The organism is Gellertiella sp. DMC107, assembly GCF_056313605.1.
This window is the reverse complement of the sequence record NZ_JBQUZZ010000005.1, coordinates 303,621-321,543: the sequence shown is the minus strand read 5'-3', so window position 1 is coordinate 321,543 and position 17,923 is coordinate 303,621. Positions and strand designations below refer to the sequence as shown.

18 protein-coding genes are annotated in these 17,923 nt (G+C 63.3%); 10 read left to right on the top strand and 8 right to left on the bottom strand.

The genetic code is table 11. The features are described from left to right. The first annotated feature begins 136 nt into the window (after positions 1-136). From ACT54B_RS17740 to ACT54B_RS17730, 3 genes are all read left to right on the top strand, one after another. Positions 137-805, top strand: a complete 669-nt coding sequence (locus tag ACT54B_RS17740) for a GntR family transcriptional regulator (protein ID WP_476046766.1) — start codon at positions 137-139, stop codon at positions 803-805. Between the two features lie 493 nt (positions 806-1,298). Beyond that, positions 1,299-2,432, top strand: coding sequence for a DNA methyltransferase (locus ACT54B_RS17735; protein ID WP_476046764.1), 1,134 nt, complete (start codon positions 1,299-1,301; stop codon positions 2,430-2,432). 176 nt (positions 2,433-2,608) lie between these two features. Then, positions 2,609-4,450, top strand: a complete 1,842-nt coding sequence (locus ACT54B_RS17730; protein ID WP_476046762.1) for an O-linked N-acetylglucosamine transferase, SPINDLY family protein — start codon at positions 2,609-2,611, stop codon at positions 4,448-4,450. On the opposite strand, the gene ACT54B_RS17725 is transcribed toward ACT54B_RS17730, so the two are convergent. After that, entirely contained in the window at positions 4,362-5,069 is a 708-nt protein-coding gene (locus ACT54B_RS17725) for an HAD family hydrolase (RefSeq protein WP_476046760.1), read from the bottom strand. The two genes, ACT54B_RS17730 and ACT54B_RS17725, sit on opposite strands and share 89 nt — an antisense overlap. After that, on the bottom strand, positions 5,066-6,139 hold the full coding sequence (gene mutY / locus ACT54B_RS17720) for an A/G-specific adenine glycosylase (RefSeq protein WP_476046759.1): 1,074 nt from the start codon (positions 6,137-6,139) through the stop codon (positions 5,066-5,068). The genes ACT54B_RS17725 and mutY overlap by 4 nt, the downstream gene beginning before the upstream one ends. Before the next feature lie 204 nt (positions 6,140-6,343). Here mutY and ACT54B_RS17715 point away from each other — a divergent pair, with 204 nt between their 5' ends. From ACT54B_RS17715 to ACT54B_RS17685, 7 genes are all read left to right on the top strand, one after another. Continuing rightward, a complete protein-coding gene (locus ACT54B_RS17715) occupies positions 6,344-7,084 on the top strand; it encodes a glycosyltransferase family 25 protein (protein WP_476046757.1) in 741 nt (246 codons plus the stop codon). Between the two features lie 14 nt (positions 7,085-7,098). Then, the gene (locus tag ACT54B_RS17710; protein WP_476046755.1) at positions 7,099-8,439 is read left to right on the top strand and encodes an O-antigen ligase family protein; all 1,341 of its coding nucleotides are present in this window, start codon (positions 7,099-7,101) and stop codon (positions 8,437-8,439) included. Position 8,440: 1 nt separating this feature from the next. Then, positions 8,441-8,980, top strand: coding sequence for a DUF721 domain-containing protein (locus ACT54B_RS17705; protein WP_476046753.1), 540 nt, complete (start codon positions 8,441-8,443; stop codon positions 8,978-8,980). A gap of 132 nt (positions 8,981-9,112) precedes the next feature. After that, a complete protein-coding gene (locus ACT54B_RS17700; protein ID WP_476046751.1) occupies positions 9,113-9,868 on the top strand; it encodes a DsbA family protein in 756 nt (251 codons plus the stop codon). Between the two features lie 102 nt (positions 9,869-9,970). Further along, a complete protein-coding gene (locus ACT54B_RS17695; RefSeq protein WP_476046749.1) occupies positions 9,971-13,432 on the top strand; it encodes an AAA family ATPase in 3,462 nt (1,153 codons plus the stop codon). 218 nt (positions 13,433-13,650) lie between these two features. Beyond that, positions 13,651-14,769 (top strand): Fic family protein, encoded by a 1,119-nt coding sequence (locus tag ACT54B_RS17690; protein WP_476046747.1) that lies wholly within the window; start codon positions 13,651-13,653, stop codon positions 14,767-14,769. Positions 14,770-15,103: 334 nt separating this feature from the next. Continuing rightward, positions 15,104-15,355: a hypothetical protein gene (locus ACT54B_RS17685; protein WP_476046745.1), complete on the top strand. Its 252-nt coding sequence runs from the start codon at positions 15,104-15,106 to the stop codon at positions 15,353-15,355. A 156-nt stretch (positions 15,356-15,511) separates the two neighbouring features. On the opposite strand, the gene ACT54B_RS17680 is transcribed toward ACT54B_RS17685, so the two are convergent. The 6 genes from ACT54B_RS17680 to ACT54B_RS17655 all read right to left on the bottom strand — a co-directional run bounded on the left by ACT54B_RS17680 (position 15,512) and on the right by ACT54B_RS17655 (position 17,674). Further along, positions 15,512-15,949 carry an XRE family transcriptional regulator gene (locus ACT54B_RS17680; protein WP_476046743.1) on the bottom strand — a complete coding sequence of 146 codons (438 nt, stop codon included), beginning with the start codon at positions 15,947-15,949 and terminating at the stop codon, positions 15,512-15,514. After that, entirely contained in the window at positions 15,841-16,182 is a 342-nt protein-coding gene (locus ACT54B_RS17675) for a type II toxin-antitoxin system RelE/ParE family toxin (protein WP_476046742.1), read from the bottom strand. The genes ACT54B_RS17680 and ACT54B_RS17675 overlap by 109 nt, the downstream gene beginning before the upstream one ends. Positions 16,183-16,257: 75 nt before the next feature. Beyond that, positions 16,258-16,650 (bottom strand): GFA family protein, encoded by a 393-nt coding sequence (locus ACT54B_RS17670; RefSeq protein WP_476046740.1) that lies wholly within the window; start codon positions 16,648-16,650, stop codon positions 16,258-16,260. An 83-nt stretch (positions 16,651-16,733) separates the two neighbouring features. Then, positions 16,734-16,964, bottom strand: coding sequence for a hypothetical protein (locus ACT54B_RS17665; RefSeq protein ID WP_476046739.1), 231 nt, complete (start codon positions 16,962-16,964; stop codon positions 16,734-16,736). A gap of 74 nt (positions 16,965-17,038) precedes the next feature. Then, positions 17,039-17,278: a 30S ribosomal protein S21 gene (rpsU, locus tag ACT54B_RS17660; protein ID WP_476046737.1), complete on the bottom strand. Its 240-nt coding sequence runs from the start codon at positions 17,276-17,278 to the stop codon at positions 17,039-17,041. A 186-nt stretch (positions 17,279-17,464) separates the two neighbouring features. Further along, the gene (locus ACT54B_RS17655) at positions 17,465-17,674 is read right to left on the bottom strand and encodes a cold-shock protein (protein WP_476046736.1); all 210 of its coding nucleotides are present in this window, start codon (positions 17,672-17,674) and stop codon (positions 17,465-17,467) included. Positions 17,675-17,923: the final 249 nt, after the last annotated feature.

Here is a 17,923-nt window from a genome sequence, read left to right as displayed (position 1 = left end):
ACGCTGCCCTCCGGCGAGGGCGGATATTCTATGCCGGGATCACGGTGCATGCGAGGTCTGCCTGCCCGCCGAAAGCGTTGGGTCTGGTCCATGATGGCGCTTGCACGGCACCCGTCCCGATGCTCTAAGAGCCTGCATGAGGAAGGACCGAGACGATACCATAGTCGCCAGAATCAGCCGGACGCTCGCCGAGCGGATCATCCGGGGTGAGCTCACGCCCGGCATGCGGCTGCGTCAGGATCATGTGGCGGAAGAATTCGGTGCCAGCCATGTGCCCGTGCGGGAAGCGTTCCGCCGCCTCGAAGCGCAGGGACTGGCCATTTCGGAGCCGCGCCGGGGTGTGCGTGTCGCCTCCTTCGATCTGTCCGAAGTGAAGGAAGTGGCGGAAATGCGCGCCGCGCTCGAAGTTCTGGCCTTGAAACATGCCGCACCCCATCTCACCGCTTCCATTCTCGATCAGGCGGAAGAGGCGACCCGCGAAGGCGATGCGGCGGGCGACGTGCGCGCCTGGGAAGCGGCGAACCGGCGTTTCCACACGCTCATCCTGTCCACGTGCGGCATGCCGCGCCTGCTCGCATCCATCGACGATCTGCATTCCGTATCGGCCCGGTTCCTGTTTTCCGCCTGGCATTCCGGCTGGGAGGCCCGCACCGACCACGATCACCGTGCCATTCTGACCGCCCTTCGCCAGGGCGCCACTTCGGATGCGGTCGCCATCCTCGAACGGCACGTCAAATGGATCGGCCAGCGCCCGGTCCGGACCGTCTCCGGCACCACCCGCGACGCCTTCGCCATCGTCGGTTGACCGATCTGTCAACGACGTCCGCAGGGCGATCTGCCTTCACCCTCCGCTGAAACAGCAAGAACCTTACCTGTCTGGCGCGTGCCGTCATTTTGCCTTCTGAAAAGCGGCACGGCGGCGGGCGGCCATGGTCCTCTTCGAATGTGCGCCTGATCTTGCCGGCGCCTTTTTCAGGAACGGGTGATCGCCGTTTTCCGGCCGCAACGCCCGGACAAACCAAGGCTTGGACGCCCTTCGGATGACCGGAGATGGCCGGACCGGCTGCAGGGAAATCAGGCCTCCCGCAAGACGGCTCACCTGTCGCCGGGCTGGGCAAGATCAGGCCAGAAATGCAAGCCTTTGCGAGGTCAGCGGGTCGCGCTGCATGCGGTCGCCTTCCGCATGCGGCATCGTCGCTGGCGCTTTTTCTCGTTCCCGTTCAGCCTTTGGTAACCAACTTCGGTAACCATAAGCATCAAGGATTTGTTCAGCGTAAGCGTAAAAAGTGAGTATCGAAATGGCGTCTGTTCTCCCGCTTTCCGGCCTGCGTCAAAGCACCGAGCCGCTGTCCTGGCTCAATTCCATCATCAAGGGTGATTGCGTGGCCGCTCTCGAAGCGCTGCCGGACCAGTCGGTCGATGTGATCTTCGCCGATCCGCCCTACAATCTCCAGCTCGGTGGCATGCTCACCCGCCCGGACCAGTCCATGGTCGATGCGGTCGATGACGAATGGGACCAGTTCGCCTCCTTCGAAGCCTATGATGCTTTCACCCGCGCCTGGCTGCTCGCCTGCCGCCGGGTGCTGAAGCCGTCCGGCTCGATCTGGGTCATCGGCAGCTATCACAATATCTTTCGCGTCGGCGCGATGATGCAGGATCTCAACTTCTGGATCCTCAACGATATCGTCTGGCGCAAGACCAATCCGATGCCGAATTTCAAGGGCCGCCGCTTCCAGAACGCGCATGAGACGATGATCTGGGCGAGCCGCGATCCCAAGGCCAAGGGTTACACCTTCAACTACGATGCGATGAAGGCTGCCAATGACGACGTGCAGATGCGCTCCGACTGGCTGTTCCCGATCTGCTCCGGCGGCGAACGCCTGAAGGGCGACGACGGCAAGAAGGTGCATCCGACCCAGAAACCGGAGGCGCTGCTGGCCCGCGTCATCATGGCCTCCAGCAAGCCGGGTGACGTGATTCTCGATCCCTTCTTCGGCACCGGCACCACGGGGGCCGTCGCCAAGCGCCTCGGCCGCCATTTCGTCGGCATCGAGCGCGAGCAGGATTATATCGATGCCGCCTCGGCCCGCATCGCCGCCGTCGAGCCGCTCGGCAAGGCCGAGCTGACAGTGCTGACCGGCAAGAAGCAGGAGGCGCGCGTCGCCTTCAACGTTCTCGTCGAAAGCGGGCTGGTGAAGCCCGGTCAGGTCCTGTTCGACCAGAAGCGGCGCTACAGCGCGATCATCCGTGCCGATGGCACGCTGGCCTCCGGCGGTGAGGCCGGCTCCATCCATCGCCTCGGCGCAAAGGTTCAGGGCTTCGATGCCTGCAATGGCTGGACCTTCTGGCATTTCGAGGAAGATGGCGTTCTGAAGCCCATCGACGACCTGCGGGCCAAGGTGCGCGCCGGTCTCGGCAAGCTGGTGGATTGACCCGCCAGTTCAAGTTCCCTGCCAGCCGCCGGTCATCGTACCTTCAGTCCCGGCGGATATGGAAGAGAGCCCGGCCTTCGCAAGAGGGCCGGGCATTCTTGTTTTATCAGGCACTTATCCAGCCTCGGACAAGACGCGCTTTCTAAGTCTCGCTGCAACGAAATGGAGCGGATGGAATGGCGGCTTTGCTGGACAAGGCGATGCAGCAGTACCAGCGGGGCGATCTGAAGATTGCGCTCGCGACGCTGCGCCGGCTTCTGGAAAAGGAGCGTCGCAATCTCAACGCCCATCTGCTCGCCGGCACCATTCACGAACAGCAGGGCAATCTGGCCGAGGCCGCCCGCTTCTTTGCCGATGCGGTGGCGCTGTCGCCGGATCGCAAGCGCGAAATCGGTCTTCGCGCCGCCGTCCATTACGTCTCCGCCGGTCTGTCGGACAAGGCCCTGGCCTGTCTTCTGTCGCTGCATCCGCTGATGCCTGAGGATATCGAGGTCAATCACGGCATTTGCAGCATCCTGCGCGAGGCGGGGCAATATCAGGAAGCCTTGCCCTTCGCCGCGCGCCTCGCCGCGCTGGGCGGCAATTTCGGCAATCTTCTCAATGCCGCTCTCGTCCTGTCCGGTACCGATCATCACGAGCGGGCACTGCCGCTGCTGCTGAAGGCGCTGGAGATGCAGCCGGGCGAACGGCTCGCCCTCAGCGAACTTTTCTGGGTGGCCGCCAATCTCTGCGATTTCGACCTGACAGACCGGCTGCAGGCCGCGCTCGAAGCCGGTTATGCGCGGGAAGGCGACCACGCCGATATCCGGGAAAATGCCTTTCGCGCGATCCTCTGGTCCGGCGATGAGGCCTATCATCTGAAGACGGCACGCCGCACCGCGGAGGTTCTCTTCACGCCGCCCGTGGCCAGAAAACCGGCCGTGCCGGTCACCGGCCGCCGCATCCGCATCGGCTATGTGTCCTGCGATTTCCACGAGCATGCGACGCTGTCGCTCTTCACCGGTGTTCTGGAGGCCCATGACCGGGACCGGTTCGAAGTGTTCCTGTTCTGCCATACGGAAGAAAGCGCGCGCCACGGCCCGCTGCGGGAGCGGGCGCTCGCCGCCGTCGATCACTATGTGGATATCCTCCCCCTGCGAGACGATCAGGCCGCCGCCGAGATCGCCCGTCGCGGCATCGATATCCTGGTCGATCTCAAGGGGTTCACCCAGGGAGGGCGCCTCGGCATCTTCACCCGCCGGCCGGCGCCGCTTCAGGTGTCCTATCTCGGCTTTCCCGGCTCCGTTGCCGGTGTCGGGATTGACTATGCCATCGCCGATTCCATCGTCGCGCCGCCCGGTTCGGACGCCTTCTTCGAAGAGACGATCCTCCGGCTGCCGCGCTGCTACCAGGCAAACGATCGCGGCCGTGTCCGCCCGGTCCGGCCCGCGTCGCGGGCGGTTTACGGCCTGCCGGAGGACGGGATCGTCTTTGCCGCCTTCCACCAGGCCCCCAAAATGCGCAGTCGCGCCTTCAGCGCCTGGATGGACATTCTGAAAACGGTCGAAGGGTCGGTTCTCTGGCTGGCGCCGCAATCGGAAATGGTCGCCGCCAACCTGAAGCGCGCGGCAGAAGCCCGCGGGGTTTCGGCGGATCGGTTGATCGTCGCGCCGCGCATGCCGCTGGCCGCTCATCTGGAGCGCCTGGCGGCGGCGGATATCGCGCTCGATTGCACGCCCTGCAACGGCCACACCACCACCTCCGATGCCCTGTGGGCGGGGGTGCCGGTGGTCACGGTCAGGGGCACAAGTTTCGCAGGTCGCGTCAGCGAAAGCCTGCTTTCCTCCGTCGGGCTCCCGGAGCTCGTTGCGGAAGACCTGGATGCGTTCGTCCGCCTGACGAACGCGCTGGCGCAGGATGGAAACCGCCTTTCCATCCTGCGCCAGAAGCTTATTGCTGCCCGCGATCACGCCCCGCTTTTCGATACGGTTGGCCTGACCCGGGATCTGGAATCGGCCTTCGCCGGTTTGTGCGGCTGATCCTACAGGCCGGAATGCCGAAGCCGGCAAGATCCCGGCGCAATTGATCGGCCCCGGTGAAGAGAACCGCCTGCCATCCCGCAGCCTGCGCACCTTTCACATTGGCGGGCGAATCGTCGATGAACAGGGTCTCTGCGGGCTTAAGGCCGAAGCTCTCCACATGCAGGTCGTAGATCCGCCGGTCGGGCTTGATCAGCTTGACGTCGCCCGAAACCGTTACTCCGCGCGGCTTGGCAAGGAAGGGAAAGATCTCGTTCGCCTCCCGATAGGTGTCGCTGGCGAAATTGGTCAGCATGGTCACGTCGCGGCCCTCTGCGATCAGGCCCTCCATGATGGCGACCGTATCCGTATAGGCATAGGGCACCATCTCGCGCCAATGCTTGCGGAAGGCGCGGATATGGCTTTCGCGGTCCGGATGCAGCGCAATCAGCAGGCGCTCGGCCTCTTCCCAGGGGCGGCCGCGATCCTGCTCGATGTTCCACTCATGGGTGCAGAGATTCTGGAAGAACCACTGGCGTTCCGCCTCGTCGGGAATGAGCCGGCTGAAGGGGATGTTGGGATCGTAATGGATGAGCACCCGGCCGATGTCGAAGACGATGTGGCTGATGGCTGAAGTCATGGCTTTTCTTTTCTCTTCGTTCTGAACGCATCGGGCATGGCGGCGGCAATCGCCTTTTTCATGACGGTCGGCAATGCCGCCTGATCAATTTTATCGACAGGCTGCCACCATCCGTCATTGCTGTCCTGCACGCTTTCCATGTCACTGCGATAAACCGACAGCCGGAGTTCGAAATGGGTGAAGACGTGGCTGACGGCGCCAGCCGGCTGCCAGGCTCCGGGGAAGGGGGCCCCGGAAAGGTCGGTCGCCCCGTCTTCCCGCGCGGTCCACACCGTGCCGGGCACCTCGCTCATGCCACCCAGCAAGCCGCTGTCCTGCCGGCGGTGGAGAAAGACGGACGGACCCGGCCCCACCGCCACATAGGCCGCGCCCACCCGGATCGGTTTCTCCTTTTTGGCCGCCTTGACGGGATAGAGTTCCGGATCGCCCTCTCTGAGGGCCCGGCAATCTCCGTTCAGCGGACAGAGCGCGCAGGCCGGACGACGCGGCGTGCAGATCGTGGCGCCGAGATCCATCATCGCCTGCGCGAAATCGCCGGGGCGGTCGTCGGGAACCATCGCCGCGGTAAAGGCGCGGATCGGGGCTTTCGCGGCGGGAAGAGGGGTGGAAATGCGTTGCAGGCGGGTCACCACCCGCTCCACATTGCCGTCCACGACGGTGGCTTTGCGGTTGAAGGCAATGGCCGCGATGGCCGCAGCGGTATAGGCGCCCACGCCCGGCAGGCCGAGGAGATCCTCCTCCCGCTCGGGAAACCGGCCGCCATGCTGAAAGGCGACCGCTTCGGCGCATTTTTTCAGATTGCGCGCACGGGCATAATAGCCAAGACCGGCCCAGGCGGCCATGACCTCCTCGCTGGGGGCGGCAGCCAGATCCTCGACCGAAGGCCAGAGACGGGTGAACCGATCGAAATAGGCTTTCACGGCCTGCACCGTCGTCTGCTGCAGCATCACTTCCGAAAGCCACACCCGGTAGGGATCGGTGCGGAGGCCTGCTTTCCCGTCGGAAGGCGGCATTCGCCAGGGTAAAGCGCGATGATGGCGATCATACCAGGCAAGCAGCCTGGCCGTCATCTCTTGCGGATCTGTGTCGGCACCGTCGCGCGTCACCGCTCCGCCCCATTTTTCTGATTGTCTACCGCTGAAGAGGTAGCGGCAGTTCCGCCCTGCCACAAGCGGGAATTTGCGGCTTGCAAAGACTGGGGAGGATGGCGGGTGGCGATTGTGTCTTCTGCCGAAATCCGCTAGCGCTGGCGTGAACACAATCATGGGATGCGTATGACACTGCCCGTATATGCCATCAATCTGGACCGGTCCGTGGGACGCTGGAAGCTGATTGCCGACAGCGCCGAAACCGATGGCCTTGAGCTGATCCGGGTCCCCGGTGTGGATGGTCGGGCCGTGCCGCGGGCGGAATGGGTCGATGTGTCCGAGCAGGGGTTCCGGCGTCTGGCGGGCCGCATCATGCGCCCCGGAGAATATGGCTGCTATCAGAGCCATCTCAAGGCGCTCGACCTTGCGGCCGCCTCCGGCGCCCCCGCATCCATCATCGCCGAAGACGACGTGCTGTTCGCACCGGGCTTTTCCGCGCGCGTCGAAGCCATCCTTGCCGATTTTCCCGAGGCCGAGGTGGTGAAGCTGATCAATCACCGGATCAAGGGTTTCCGCCGCCATGGCGTCACCCGTATGGGCGACGAGATCGGCCGCTGCCTGCACGGGCCGCAGGGGTCGGCCGCCTGCTATCTGGTCACCGCAGCGGGCGCCGCGAAGCTGGCCCGCAGCATGCGCCCCATGCAGCTTCCTTTCGACGTGGAACTCGAAAGGGGCTGGAAAACCGGTGCCGCGACCTATACGGTCAGACAGGATTTCGTGTCGCTGGGACCGCTTGAAGTCGAAACGGAAATTGGCAGCCGGGAGGATTACCGGCAAACCCGCCTGCCGGAATACAAGCGCCTGCCGACCCATCTTTTCAGGGCCTGGGATTATGCATGCCGCATGATCTACGCCGTAAAATATTGAGAAAAAGCAAGGCGATGACTTTTGAAGAACGCCCCACGCCGAAGATGGCCGCTGCCGGATTCCTTCTCTGGTTTCTGATGTTGAGCGCCACGCTGGTGGAAACGGATGCCTATCGCAGCAGCGCGATCATTGTCGCCGGCTATGGAATATGGGTCTATTATCGCACCCGGCCGCAGCCCGGCATTTCCCTCATGGCCTGGTACTGCTTTCTCTGGGCGCAATATGTGATCATCCGCTTCCTGTACGGTTATTTCAGCAGCGCCAATTTCGAGCACGGTTCCTCGGAATGGCTCTTCGCCTTCCCGATGTTCTTCGCAGGAATGGGCATCGGCTTGACCCGCATGCGGTTTCACATCGAGAAGGTGCTGCTGTTCTTCTTTGCGGTCGCGGCGCTCATGCTCGCCGCCTCCCAGCACTGGTGGGTCATGGCGACGGGCCGGGCGGTCAGTCCCCTTTACCACAACAACCAGATCCACGGGGCCGTTGCGTGCGGGATGATCATGATCGGCGCCTTTTACTGGTTTGCCCATTATGCGTCCCGCGGCCTTCGGCAATCGCCGCCCTATGGGATGGCAGCCGCCATTCTCGCGCCGATCATCATCGTTCTGTGCATCATCTCCATCATCGGATCGACCTCGAAAGGCGTCTGGATGGCCATGCTGGGCACCTTGCCGGCCGCCATTCTGCTGCATCTCTTCCTGGAGCATCATCGTTTCATCCGCCTGGCGGTCTTCGGTTTCGTGGCCGTCGTCCTCGCCTCGGGCGCCCTGTTTCATGAGAAGCTCTGGACGCGTGCCGGCAGCACGGTGGTCGCGGCCTGGAATCTGCTGAAACAGCTGGTGGTCGGGCGCTTGCCCGCCACGACCATCATCGAGCAGCAGATCGCCTCCGGTTCGGTGCCCTCATCGCTGAAATCCCGTCTGGAAATCTGGTACAATGCCTTCGAGCTGTTCGAGAAGGCGCCGATATTCGGTCACGGCAATTTCTGGATCGAGATGTGGGAGCACACCCGGTATGCGAATGTGGGATTCTATCTCATGCACAATGGCTATCTGGAAATTCTGATCCGCCATGGGCTTTTCGGCTTTGTCGCGCTCGGCATCATGCTCTTTGCGCTGATCGGCATGACATGGCGCGGCTGGCGGAAGGGCTTCATTCCGCTCGCCGGCCTGCAGGCCTATCTCATGCTGATCTTCTTCTTCGGCCTGACCCTTCTGTCCAATTCCAACAACCGGCTGGCGATCGGCGAAGCATTGGCTCTTCTTACCGGAGCCGTCGCCTTCTACGCCCAGGCGATGGAGCGTTATACGGCGCTGCAGGCAAAGCCTGATGGCGCGGAACCGGCGGAGACCTGACATGCAGGGATCCTCCCCGGGCGATGACAGGAAGGACGGAGGCTTTCGCCGCCGGGGCGTCGCGCAGGTCAGCGAGATCGCCAATCCGATGATCGACCGGGTGCTGGCAAAGAAGGCCGGCATTTCCACCGCGCTGCTCGGCAGCTGGGACGAGATCGCCGGCGCTGATTTTGCCGAAACCACCCGCCCGGAAAAGATCACCTGGCCCCGCCGCGATTATGGCGGCGCCGACGGCGGGTACGAGCCGGGCGTCCTGACGATTGCCTGCGAAGGCGCGCGCGCGCTGTTCCTCACCCATGCGCAGGGCGAGCTGATCAGCCGCATCAACGCCTTTTTCGGCTTTCCGGCGATCCGCCAGATCCGCATCGTGCAGAAGCCGGTTTCCGTGGGTCCCCCGCGGCGGCGGAAGATTGCCCCCCTTCAGGGAGCGCAGGCCCGCAAACTGGAGGATATGATGGACGGCGTGGAGGAAGGCCCCCTGCGGGAGGCCCTGAAGCGTCTGGGCACCGCCGTGATGACCCCGACCCGCCGTTTGCGCTGATCACGGTAAATTCAACGCCTTGCGGCCATTTGACCGCCATGTTTCAACGGCATCAGCGTGTCATGACCCTTGTGAGCGCGGTTTTGGCGTACTACCAAGGGCCATGTTTTCGGAATGGCCCGCAGCAAAGGGATGAACAGAATGCAGAGCTTCGACACCACCTTCACCAAGCGCCGTCTTCTTTCCGGTCTGGCCCTGACGGCCGGCGCGGTGGCGCTGACCGCCTGCAGCGAGGAAAAGAAGGCCGAAGCGCCGAAGGCCCCCGAAACGCCCGCCCAGACCGACCCCGCGAAAACCGCATCCACCACGCCGGCCAAGGTGGAAATTCCCGAATCCTCGGGCGATGTGGATATGGCCAAGGTGCTCGAGCCCGGCGCTCTGCCCGAGATGTCGATGGGCAAGGCGGATGCCAAGGTCACCGTGGTCGAATATTTTTCCATGACCTGCCCGCATTGCGCCCATTTCCACAACGACACCTTCGAGAAGATCAAGGAAAAATACATCGATACCGGCAAGGTCCGGTTTATCGCCCGGGAATTCCCCTTCGATCCGCGTGCGGCAGCCGCCTTCATGCTGGCCCGCTGCGCGCCGAACGGCGCCTATTTCCCGATGGTTTCCATGCTGTTCAAGCAGCAGGAAACCTGGGCCGCTGCCGATGACGGCAAGGCCGCGCTGCTCCAGATGTCGAAACTGGCCGGTTTTACACAGGAGAGCTTCGAGAAGTGCTTGACGGACCAGAAGCTTCTGAATGATGTCAATGCGGTCAGGGAGCGCGGCGCCAAGGAATTCGGCATCGATGCGACGCCCACCTTCCTGATCAACGGAAAACGCTACGCCGGAGCCATGTCGTTTGAGACCATGTCCGCGCTTCTGGACAGCCTGCTCTGATCCACGCTCCCTTGGGGCGGGGCAGGGTCCGCGCGTGCTGACATCCTCCCCGCTTCGCCGATACCGTGCCGGAGCCCGCGCCCCGGCACCGGAGCCCGCCCCATGAAGTTCAACAAGCTTCGCCTGGTGGGCTTCAAGTCTTTCGTGGAACCTTCCGAATTCATCATCGAGCGCGGGCTGACCGGTGTCGTCGGCCCGAACGGCTGCGGCAAATCCAACCTGGTGGAAGCGCTGCGCTGGGTGATGGGCGAAAACTCCTACAAGAACATGCGCGCATCCGGCATGGATGACGTGATCTTTTCCGGGTCCGGCAATCGCCCCGCCCGCAACACGGCCGAAGTGGGCCTGTTCCTCGACAATTCCGACCGCACCGCACCCGCCGCCTTCAACGATGCCGACGAAATCCAGGTGACGCGCCGCATCGAGCGCGAGCAGGGCTCCGTCTATCGCATCAACGGCAAGGAGGCGCGTGCCAAGGACGTGCAGCTGCTCTTTGCCGATGCCTCCACCGGCGCGCGCTCGCCCTCCATGGTGGGGCAGGGGCGTATTGGAGAGCTCATCCAGGCAAAGCCGCAGGCCCGCCGCCAGCTTCTGGAAGAGGCCGCCGGCATTTCCGGTCTGCATTCCCGCCGCCACGAGGCCGAACTTCGGCTTCGGGCCGCCGAAACCAATCTGGAACGGCTGGAAGACGTGGTCTCGCAGCTGGAAAGCCAGATCGAAAGCCTGAAGCGGCAGGCTCGGCAGGCCAACCGCTTCAAGATGCTGTCTGCCGATATTCGCGCCCGCGAAGCCATGCTGCTGCATATCCGCTGGGTGCAGGCGAAGGAGGCCGAGGCCGAGGCGACGAGCGCCCTCAATCAGGCGACCATGGTGGTGGCCGAACGGGCGCAGGCGCAGATGGAAACGGCGAAGAACCAGGCGATCGCCGCCCACAAGCTGCCCGAGCTGCGCGAGGAAGAGGCAAAGGTGGCGGCCGCCCTCCAGCGCCTGCAATTTGCCCGTGCGCAGCTGGAAGAGGATGCGGGCCGCCTGCTGAAGCGCCGCGACGAGCTGATGCGTCGCCTGACGCAGCTGGCCGACGACATCGCTCGCGAGGAACGGCTTGTCGGCGAAAATGCCGGCATTCTCGCCCGCCTCTCCGAAGAGGAGAACGAGCTGGAGGACCTGCTTGCCGAGGCGGGCAGCGCGGCGGAGGACATTCTCACCGCCTTTTCGGAAGCCTCCCATCGCCTCACGGAGAGCGAGCAGATCTTCCAGAAACTCACCGCCGAGCGCGCCGAAGCCGGTGCCCGCCGGGGCCAGCTGGAGCGCGCCATTCGGGACGCGGGCGACCGCCGCCAGCGGCTGGACCAGCAACGCGGCGAAGCGGGCCGCGAGCTCGACGCCATCGACGAGCGGATGAAGAGCCTGCCCGACCCCGCCGAACGCCAGGAAATGCTGGAAGCGGCAGAAGAGGCGCTCTCCCGCCATCTTGCCGATCTGCAGGCGTTGGAACAGGCGGTCATGGCCGCGCGCGGGGCGGAGGCCATGGCCCGCAAGCCGCTGGAAGCCGCCCGCCAGCGGCTGGCCGGGCTGGAGACCGAAGCCCGCACCATTCAGAAGATCCTTTCCGCCGGCGAAAGCGAGGGCGGCTTCCGCGCCGTTGCCGAAGACATCACCGTCTCGCGCGGCTTCGAGGCGGCCTTGGGTGCGGCGCTGGGCGACGACCTGCAATCCTCGCTCGATCCCGCCGCGGCCGCCCATTGGCTGGAGAATGGCGATGGCGCGGGCGATCCGCCGCTGCCGGGCAATGCGGTTCCGCTCGCCCGTCACGTGCAGGCCCCGGTAGCCCTCCAGCGCCGTCTGGCCCAGATCGGCGTCATCGAACCGGAACAGGCGGAGCTTCTGCAACGCCAGTTGCGCCCCGGCCAGCGTCTCGTCACCCGGGCGGGCGCGGTCTTCCGCTGGGATGGCCATGTGACCGGGGCCGATGCGCCGGGCGCCGCCGCATTGCGCCTCGCCCAGAAGAACCGGCTTTCCGAGATCGACGAGGAAAAGACGCTTGCCGAGGATTCCCTGGCCGAGGCCGAGGAGCAGCTTGGCGCGGCCGAGGACGAGATCCGCATCGCCGAATCGCGGCTTGCCGGCGGGCGCGAGCAGAGCCGCCTTCTGCAGCGGCAGGTGGCCGAGGCCCGCGAGGAACTGACCCGCGCCGAACGCGCGTCGGGTGACCTTCTGCGCCGCCGCGACGTGATCCGCGAGACCGTCGCCCAGTTCGACAACCAGATCGAGGAGATTGCCGAGGCGCTGGAGGATGCCCGCGCCGAGCTGGAGGACCAGCCCGATCTTTCCGAGATCGACAATCGCCTGCGCGAGCAGCAGATGGCGGTCGCGACCGATCGCGGCCTGCTCGCCGAAGCGCGCGCCCGGCACGAAGGCTTCAACCGCGAGAACGACCAGCGCCAGCGCCGGCTTCTGGCGCTCCGCCAGGAGCGCGGCAACTGGGAGACGCGGGCTGCGGGGGCCAGCGCCCAGATCGAGCGGCTGCGCGAGCGCGAGGAAGAGGCCCGCGAGGAAATGGCGGGTCTCGACGAGGCGCCGGAGGAATTCGAGGAAAAGCGCCGCGCGCTGATGAGTGCCCTTCAGGCGGCGGAAGCCGCCCGCCGCGAGGCCGCCGACCGGCTGGCCGAGGCGGAAAACCGCCAGCGCGAGGCCGACCAGCAGGCGGCGCGGGCCCTTGCGGAACTCGCCGAGGCCCGCGAAAAGCGCGGCCGGGCGGAGGAGCGTCTCGTCTCCGCCCGCGAACGCCGGCAGGAGGGCGAAGCCCGCATCCGCGAGGCGCTGCATGTGGAGCCGCACGAGGCCATCCGCTTTACCGGCATCGGCCCGGCAGAAGAACTGCCCGATCCGCGCGAGGTGGAACGCGAACTCGAACGCCTGAAGATCGAGCGCGAGCGGCTGGGGGCTGTCAACCTGCGCGCCGAGGAAGAGGCGCGCGAACTCTCCGACAAGCTCGCCGCGCTCATCAAGGAGCGCGACGACGTGATCGACGCGATCAAGAAGCTGCGCGCCGCGATCCAGAGCCTCAACCGCGAGGGCCGCGAACGGCTGATCGCCGCCTTTGACGTGGTGAATGCCCAGTTCCAGCGGCTTTTCACCCATCTCTTCGGCGGCGGTACGGCGGAGCTGCAACTAATCGAAAGCGACGATCCGCTCGATGCCGGCCTCGAAATCCTCGCCCGCCCGCCAGGCAAGAAGCCGCAGACCATGACGCTTCTCTCAGGCGGCGAGCAGGCGCTGACCGCCATGGCGCTGATCTTCGCCGTGTTCCTGACGAACCCCGCGCCGATCTGCGTGCTCGATGAAGTGGACGCGCCGCTCGACGACCACAATGTGGAGCGCTACTGCAACCTGATGGACGAAATGGCGGCCTCCACCGAAACCCGCTTCATCGTCATCACCCACAACCCCATCACCATGGCCCGCATGAACCGCCTCTTCGGCGTTACCATGGCAGAACAGGGCGTCTCCCAGCTCGTCAGCGTGGATTTGCAGACGGCAGCCGAACTGGTGGATGTGGGGTGAGTGGGCTTTCCGGCAACCGCAATGGTTTGTCCGCCAAAAACGTGGAAAAATGAAAGTCAAAGTCGCTTGTCTTCCCGCGGCGGCAATCAAACAGCGTTGTCTTTCATTCTTGTCGATTCTTGGAAGTCAAATAAGCTTGCCTTTCCGCCGTGACAGACAATAAGCTTAGACTGTCAAAAAGCTGAAATTTTGGAAGTCAAATGGTCTTGAACCGAACTTTGGACCTGTCGGAAGCCGTCCAGTATCATTACGGACAGTTTCCCCCACAGCACATTGATGCGGGGCGGTTGATCATGCCTATCGCCTCGGCCTCCGCTGCCATGGCGCGCTACGACCAGATGTTGAAGGGCATGCACAATAGCGAGATCCTGCTTGCTCCGCTGAGAAGCCAGGAAGCGGTCGTGTCGTCGAGAATGGAAGGCACGGTCAGCACGCTTGATGAAGTCCTTCGGTACGAGGCGGACGAAGAGGAACGGGGGGAGGAAACGGGCGGCCATTATCGCAACGAGGCGATTGAGGTCTTTCTCTACGGCAGGGCCTTGACGGTTGCGCAGCGCAGCATCGAGCAGGGGGCGCCGCTGTCCAGCTTTCTGATAAGGAGCGCGCATCGCGTTCTTCTCGGGTTCGGACGCGGGGCGCAATTGTCACCGGGAGAGTTCAAGACAGAGCAGAATTATCTGGCTGACCGGATGCGTCGGAAGGTGCAGTTTGTTCCCATGCACCCGGAACAACTGCAGGACGGTATGGATCGCCTCTTCCACTATATCGAAGATGAGAAGAACCAGATCCTGATCAAGACCGCCGTGGCCCATCTGGAATTTGAGGCTCTCCATCCGTTCAAGGATGGAAACGGGCGAATTGGAAGAATGCTGATTACCCTCATGCTTTGGAAATACGGCGCCATCTCTGCACCGCATTTCTACATAAGCAACTATTTCGAAGATCGGCGCGATGAATACATAGACTTGATGCGTGCGGTCTCCAAATCCGGCGAATGGACCGATTGGATCATCTTTTTCCTTGAGGCCCTAGAAGCGCAGGCGCAGAAAAACCTCGCAACCGCCGAGCGTATCAGAGACCTTTACGAAGAGCTGAAGCGCGCCTTTCCGCAGGTCCTGTCCTCCCAGTGGAGCACCGCTGCCCTCGACTTCCTGTTCTCCCGTCCTGTCTTCCGCAATAACGTCTTCACCAAGAAGTCCGGAATACCGGAGACCTCGGCACACCGTTTCACGCGCATCCTGTCCGAACAGGGACTTATCCAGACACTGGAACCCGCCGCAGGCCGGCGACCGGCGCTCTACAGTTTCGAGCCGCTGCTACAAATCGTGCGAGAATGATCGACGCCGCGCGGGAACGCCCGCTAATCAAGCATTGACTAAACCAATCATCCTGCTAACCTCCTCTTCAGGATGTGGGCAGAATCCCCCATCCCGGGGCTTAGAACACCCCATAAACGATGTGGCCGTGCCTTGATTGGCCCGTCCCGAACCCATTAGCTTCTTGGCTGTCGGCCGGGAGGCCTCGGCCATGTCCAGAACTTCGGTTTAAAAGCCGGGGCGGCCGCACGTTTACGGTTGTTCTAACTCCCGGTCACCGGTGGCTACCCCATGGCCGCCGGTGACTCCGTCTCGAGCGAGGGAGTTTAGAGCCGTGAACCTGGATCAACTGTACATGACATCGCCGGATTGGATCAAAGGGCTGATGGTCGTCCTGCCCTTTGCGACGGCCTATGGCATTGCCCGGCTCTTCGCGCCCCGGCAATCCAAGGCCACGCCCATCGCGCCGGCACCGGCTGAAACGGCGCGGGAGCCACGGCCTGAGCCGATCCCGGTGCTGGAGATGACGCCCATCGAAGCGCTGGAGGCACTGGAAAAGGCGGAAGACACCCGACCGCCCGTCCGCACGCTCGATCTGGAACGTTAGGGCAAGTCGCGGAAAAGGGTGGTCACGGTTTGCGCCTGGAGAGGCGAGACGACAAGGCGTGACAGCCCATGCGGTGATCCCGTGATCGCCGACAGGCTTGAGGGTATTTCCCGGAAAAGCACGAAAGAAATGCTGGAACCGTCAGGGGCCCCGTGGTCACAAGGCCGGGTCCAGCCGGCCGATGGTGGTCAGTTTTCCGGCTTCGCGCAGCTCCAGCCGCACTTCCATGTCCGGCTGAAGCTTCCAGAAGATCAGGAACAGCCGATCGAGCGTAAAGCGCTTGAGCTTCAGGTTGTTGATGCGGGAAAATTCCGAATGGGAAATGCCCGTCTTTTCCTCCGCCTCACGGGTGGAAAGCCCCTGTTCGGCCAGCGTTTTCTTGATCCAGATCGCCAGTTGCGACCGGGCCTGTTCGAGGTCGGGGTTGGGCAGAAGGATATCGCGGGCAATATTTCCACTGCTGCGCAGAATGACAAGGTCGTCGTCTAGCTCAAGGTCCGAAGCTGCTTCAGCCGCGCCTTGATCGTCTCGATTTCCTTCTGTGGCGTGGCGATCCCGGATTTCGATTTCTTTTGGAAGGCGTGGATCATCCATATGTCGTCACCGATCTTGAGTGCATAGACGAGGCGCCAGGCATTGCCGCCCTGCCGTTGCGCAATTTCCAGAACACCTGTTCCCAGACCCTTCAGGGGTTTCGCTTTTGACGGCATCCCGCCCTGAGCGAGAAATTCGAGATCAGCATGAAACGCGGCTCTCGCCTCCGCCGGAAATGCCAGGAAGTCACGGCGTGCGGCGGTCAGCCAGCGTATTTCTTTCCAGTCCATCATCCATATGTTCGCAAATTTGTCAACAGTGAAAACATGCGAATATGATAATGAAATGAGTTTGCCTGTAAAGGTCGGCTAGTCTTCGTGGCGGCTCTGGTTGTCCCGGTCGCGGTCGTAATGATGCGCGAGAGGGAAGGGCGGCAGCCAGCTTTCCCGCCGGATGGTCCAAAGTTCGTAGGTGGGGGTGAAAAGATCGGTTGCGTCGAAGGCGCCGATATTGATCTCGGTTTCGTCACCGCTGACGGCGAAGACGGAAGAGCCGCAGGTCGGGCAGAAATGCCGTCCGGCATAGGCGCGGCTTTCCCCGGTCACCTGCACTGCAGTCGCCGGAAAGATCGCAGAGGCGTGGAAGAGGGCGCCGTGATGCTTGCGGCAATCGAGGCAGTGGCAGAGCCCGACGCGATAAGGCGCGCCGGTGGTCTCGAACCGCACCGCCCCGCACAGGCACCCGCCGGTCAGTCGCTGCATGATCCGCCTCCTGAAGATGCCGCTCCGCCGGCAGAGCGGTTTGCCGGCGCGGATATGCGGAAGAAGGGATGAGAGCCCGCGTCTCAGGCGCGTCCGGCGCTCTTCGCCTTACGGGCGGGTTTGGCCGCAGGGGCGGGGGTGGCTGCACCGGCGGCTTCGCGGGCAAGACGCAGGGCGCGAAGCGCTTCCGTCTTCTTCTCGCGGGCGCGGATTTCCGCATTGAGGATCTGGCGGGCGGCGGAGTCTGTTCTCTCGGCCTTGTCGGCGGCAGAGAGCTTTTCGGGCTTGAAGAAGGTGTCTCGGGTGGCGTCCATGGCGGGTCTCCTTCCTGATCGGGTAAAAGGGCGAGGCGCGCGGGCGGCGTTACGCCGCCGGCGCCAGACCGGTATCAGCGGCCGCGCGCAACCTTCGGCTTCGGCGCGGGCAGCAGGCCTTCGCGCTGCATCTTCTTGCGCGCCAGCTTCCGGGCGCGGCGAATGGCGTCTGCCTTCTCGCGGGCCCGCTTCTCGGAGGGCTTTTCATAGGCGCTGCGTGCGCGCATCTCGCGGAAAATGCCTTCCCGCTGCATCTTTTTCTTCAGGACCCGCAGGGCCTGTTCGACATTGTTTTCGCGAACGATGACTTGCAAAAATATCTCCTCCTGCCGCAAGCGCGGCATTGCGTGAACGGCCAGCAGAGGAAACGCGCGGAAGACCGGATCGTTTCGCCAGAAAGGCCATGAAAAAGCAAAAGGCCGGGACTGCTCCCGACCTTCCAGATCATCGCCAGCAAGCGTGCCAGTACATCCGTGGTCACGCGGGCAATGAAATTCGAATTATGCAGCCTGCAGGTTATCCGCAGAGCTCTTGCCGGACCGCTTGTCCTGCACGATGTCGTAACGGATCTTCTGGCCTTCGGTGAGGCCGCGCATGCCGGCGCGCTCAACGGCGGAGATGTGGACGAAAACGTCCTGGCTGCCGTTCTCGGGCTCGATGAAGCCGAAACCCTTGGTGCTGTTGAACCACTTTACAGTGCCTGTGTTCATGAAACGATTCCTTTCAATCGCTGGAAAGCCCGGCATTCGTCCCCGGGCGGGGTCAATCGACGATGAAGGAAATCTGGTAGAGCCGTAAAGGGTCGTGCAAACGTCGCTAGCATGGTGCGATGAGGATAATGTACTCTCTCTTTTGGCTATTTCAAGGCACGGAGGTAATTTTTTTCGAACGAGGGAATTTTTTGACGAAAGGAATTTTAAGAAAACACCTGTTTCGTCCACTGGTTACGCCTCGCCGGG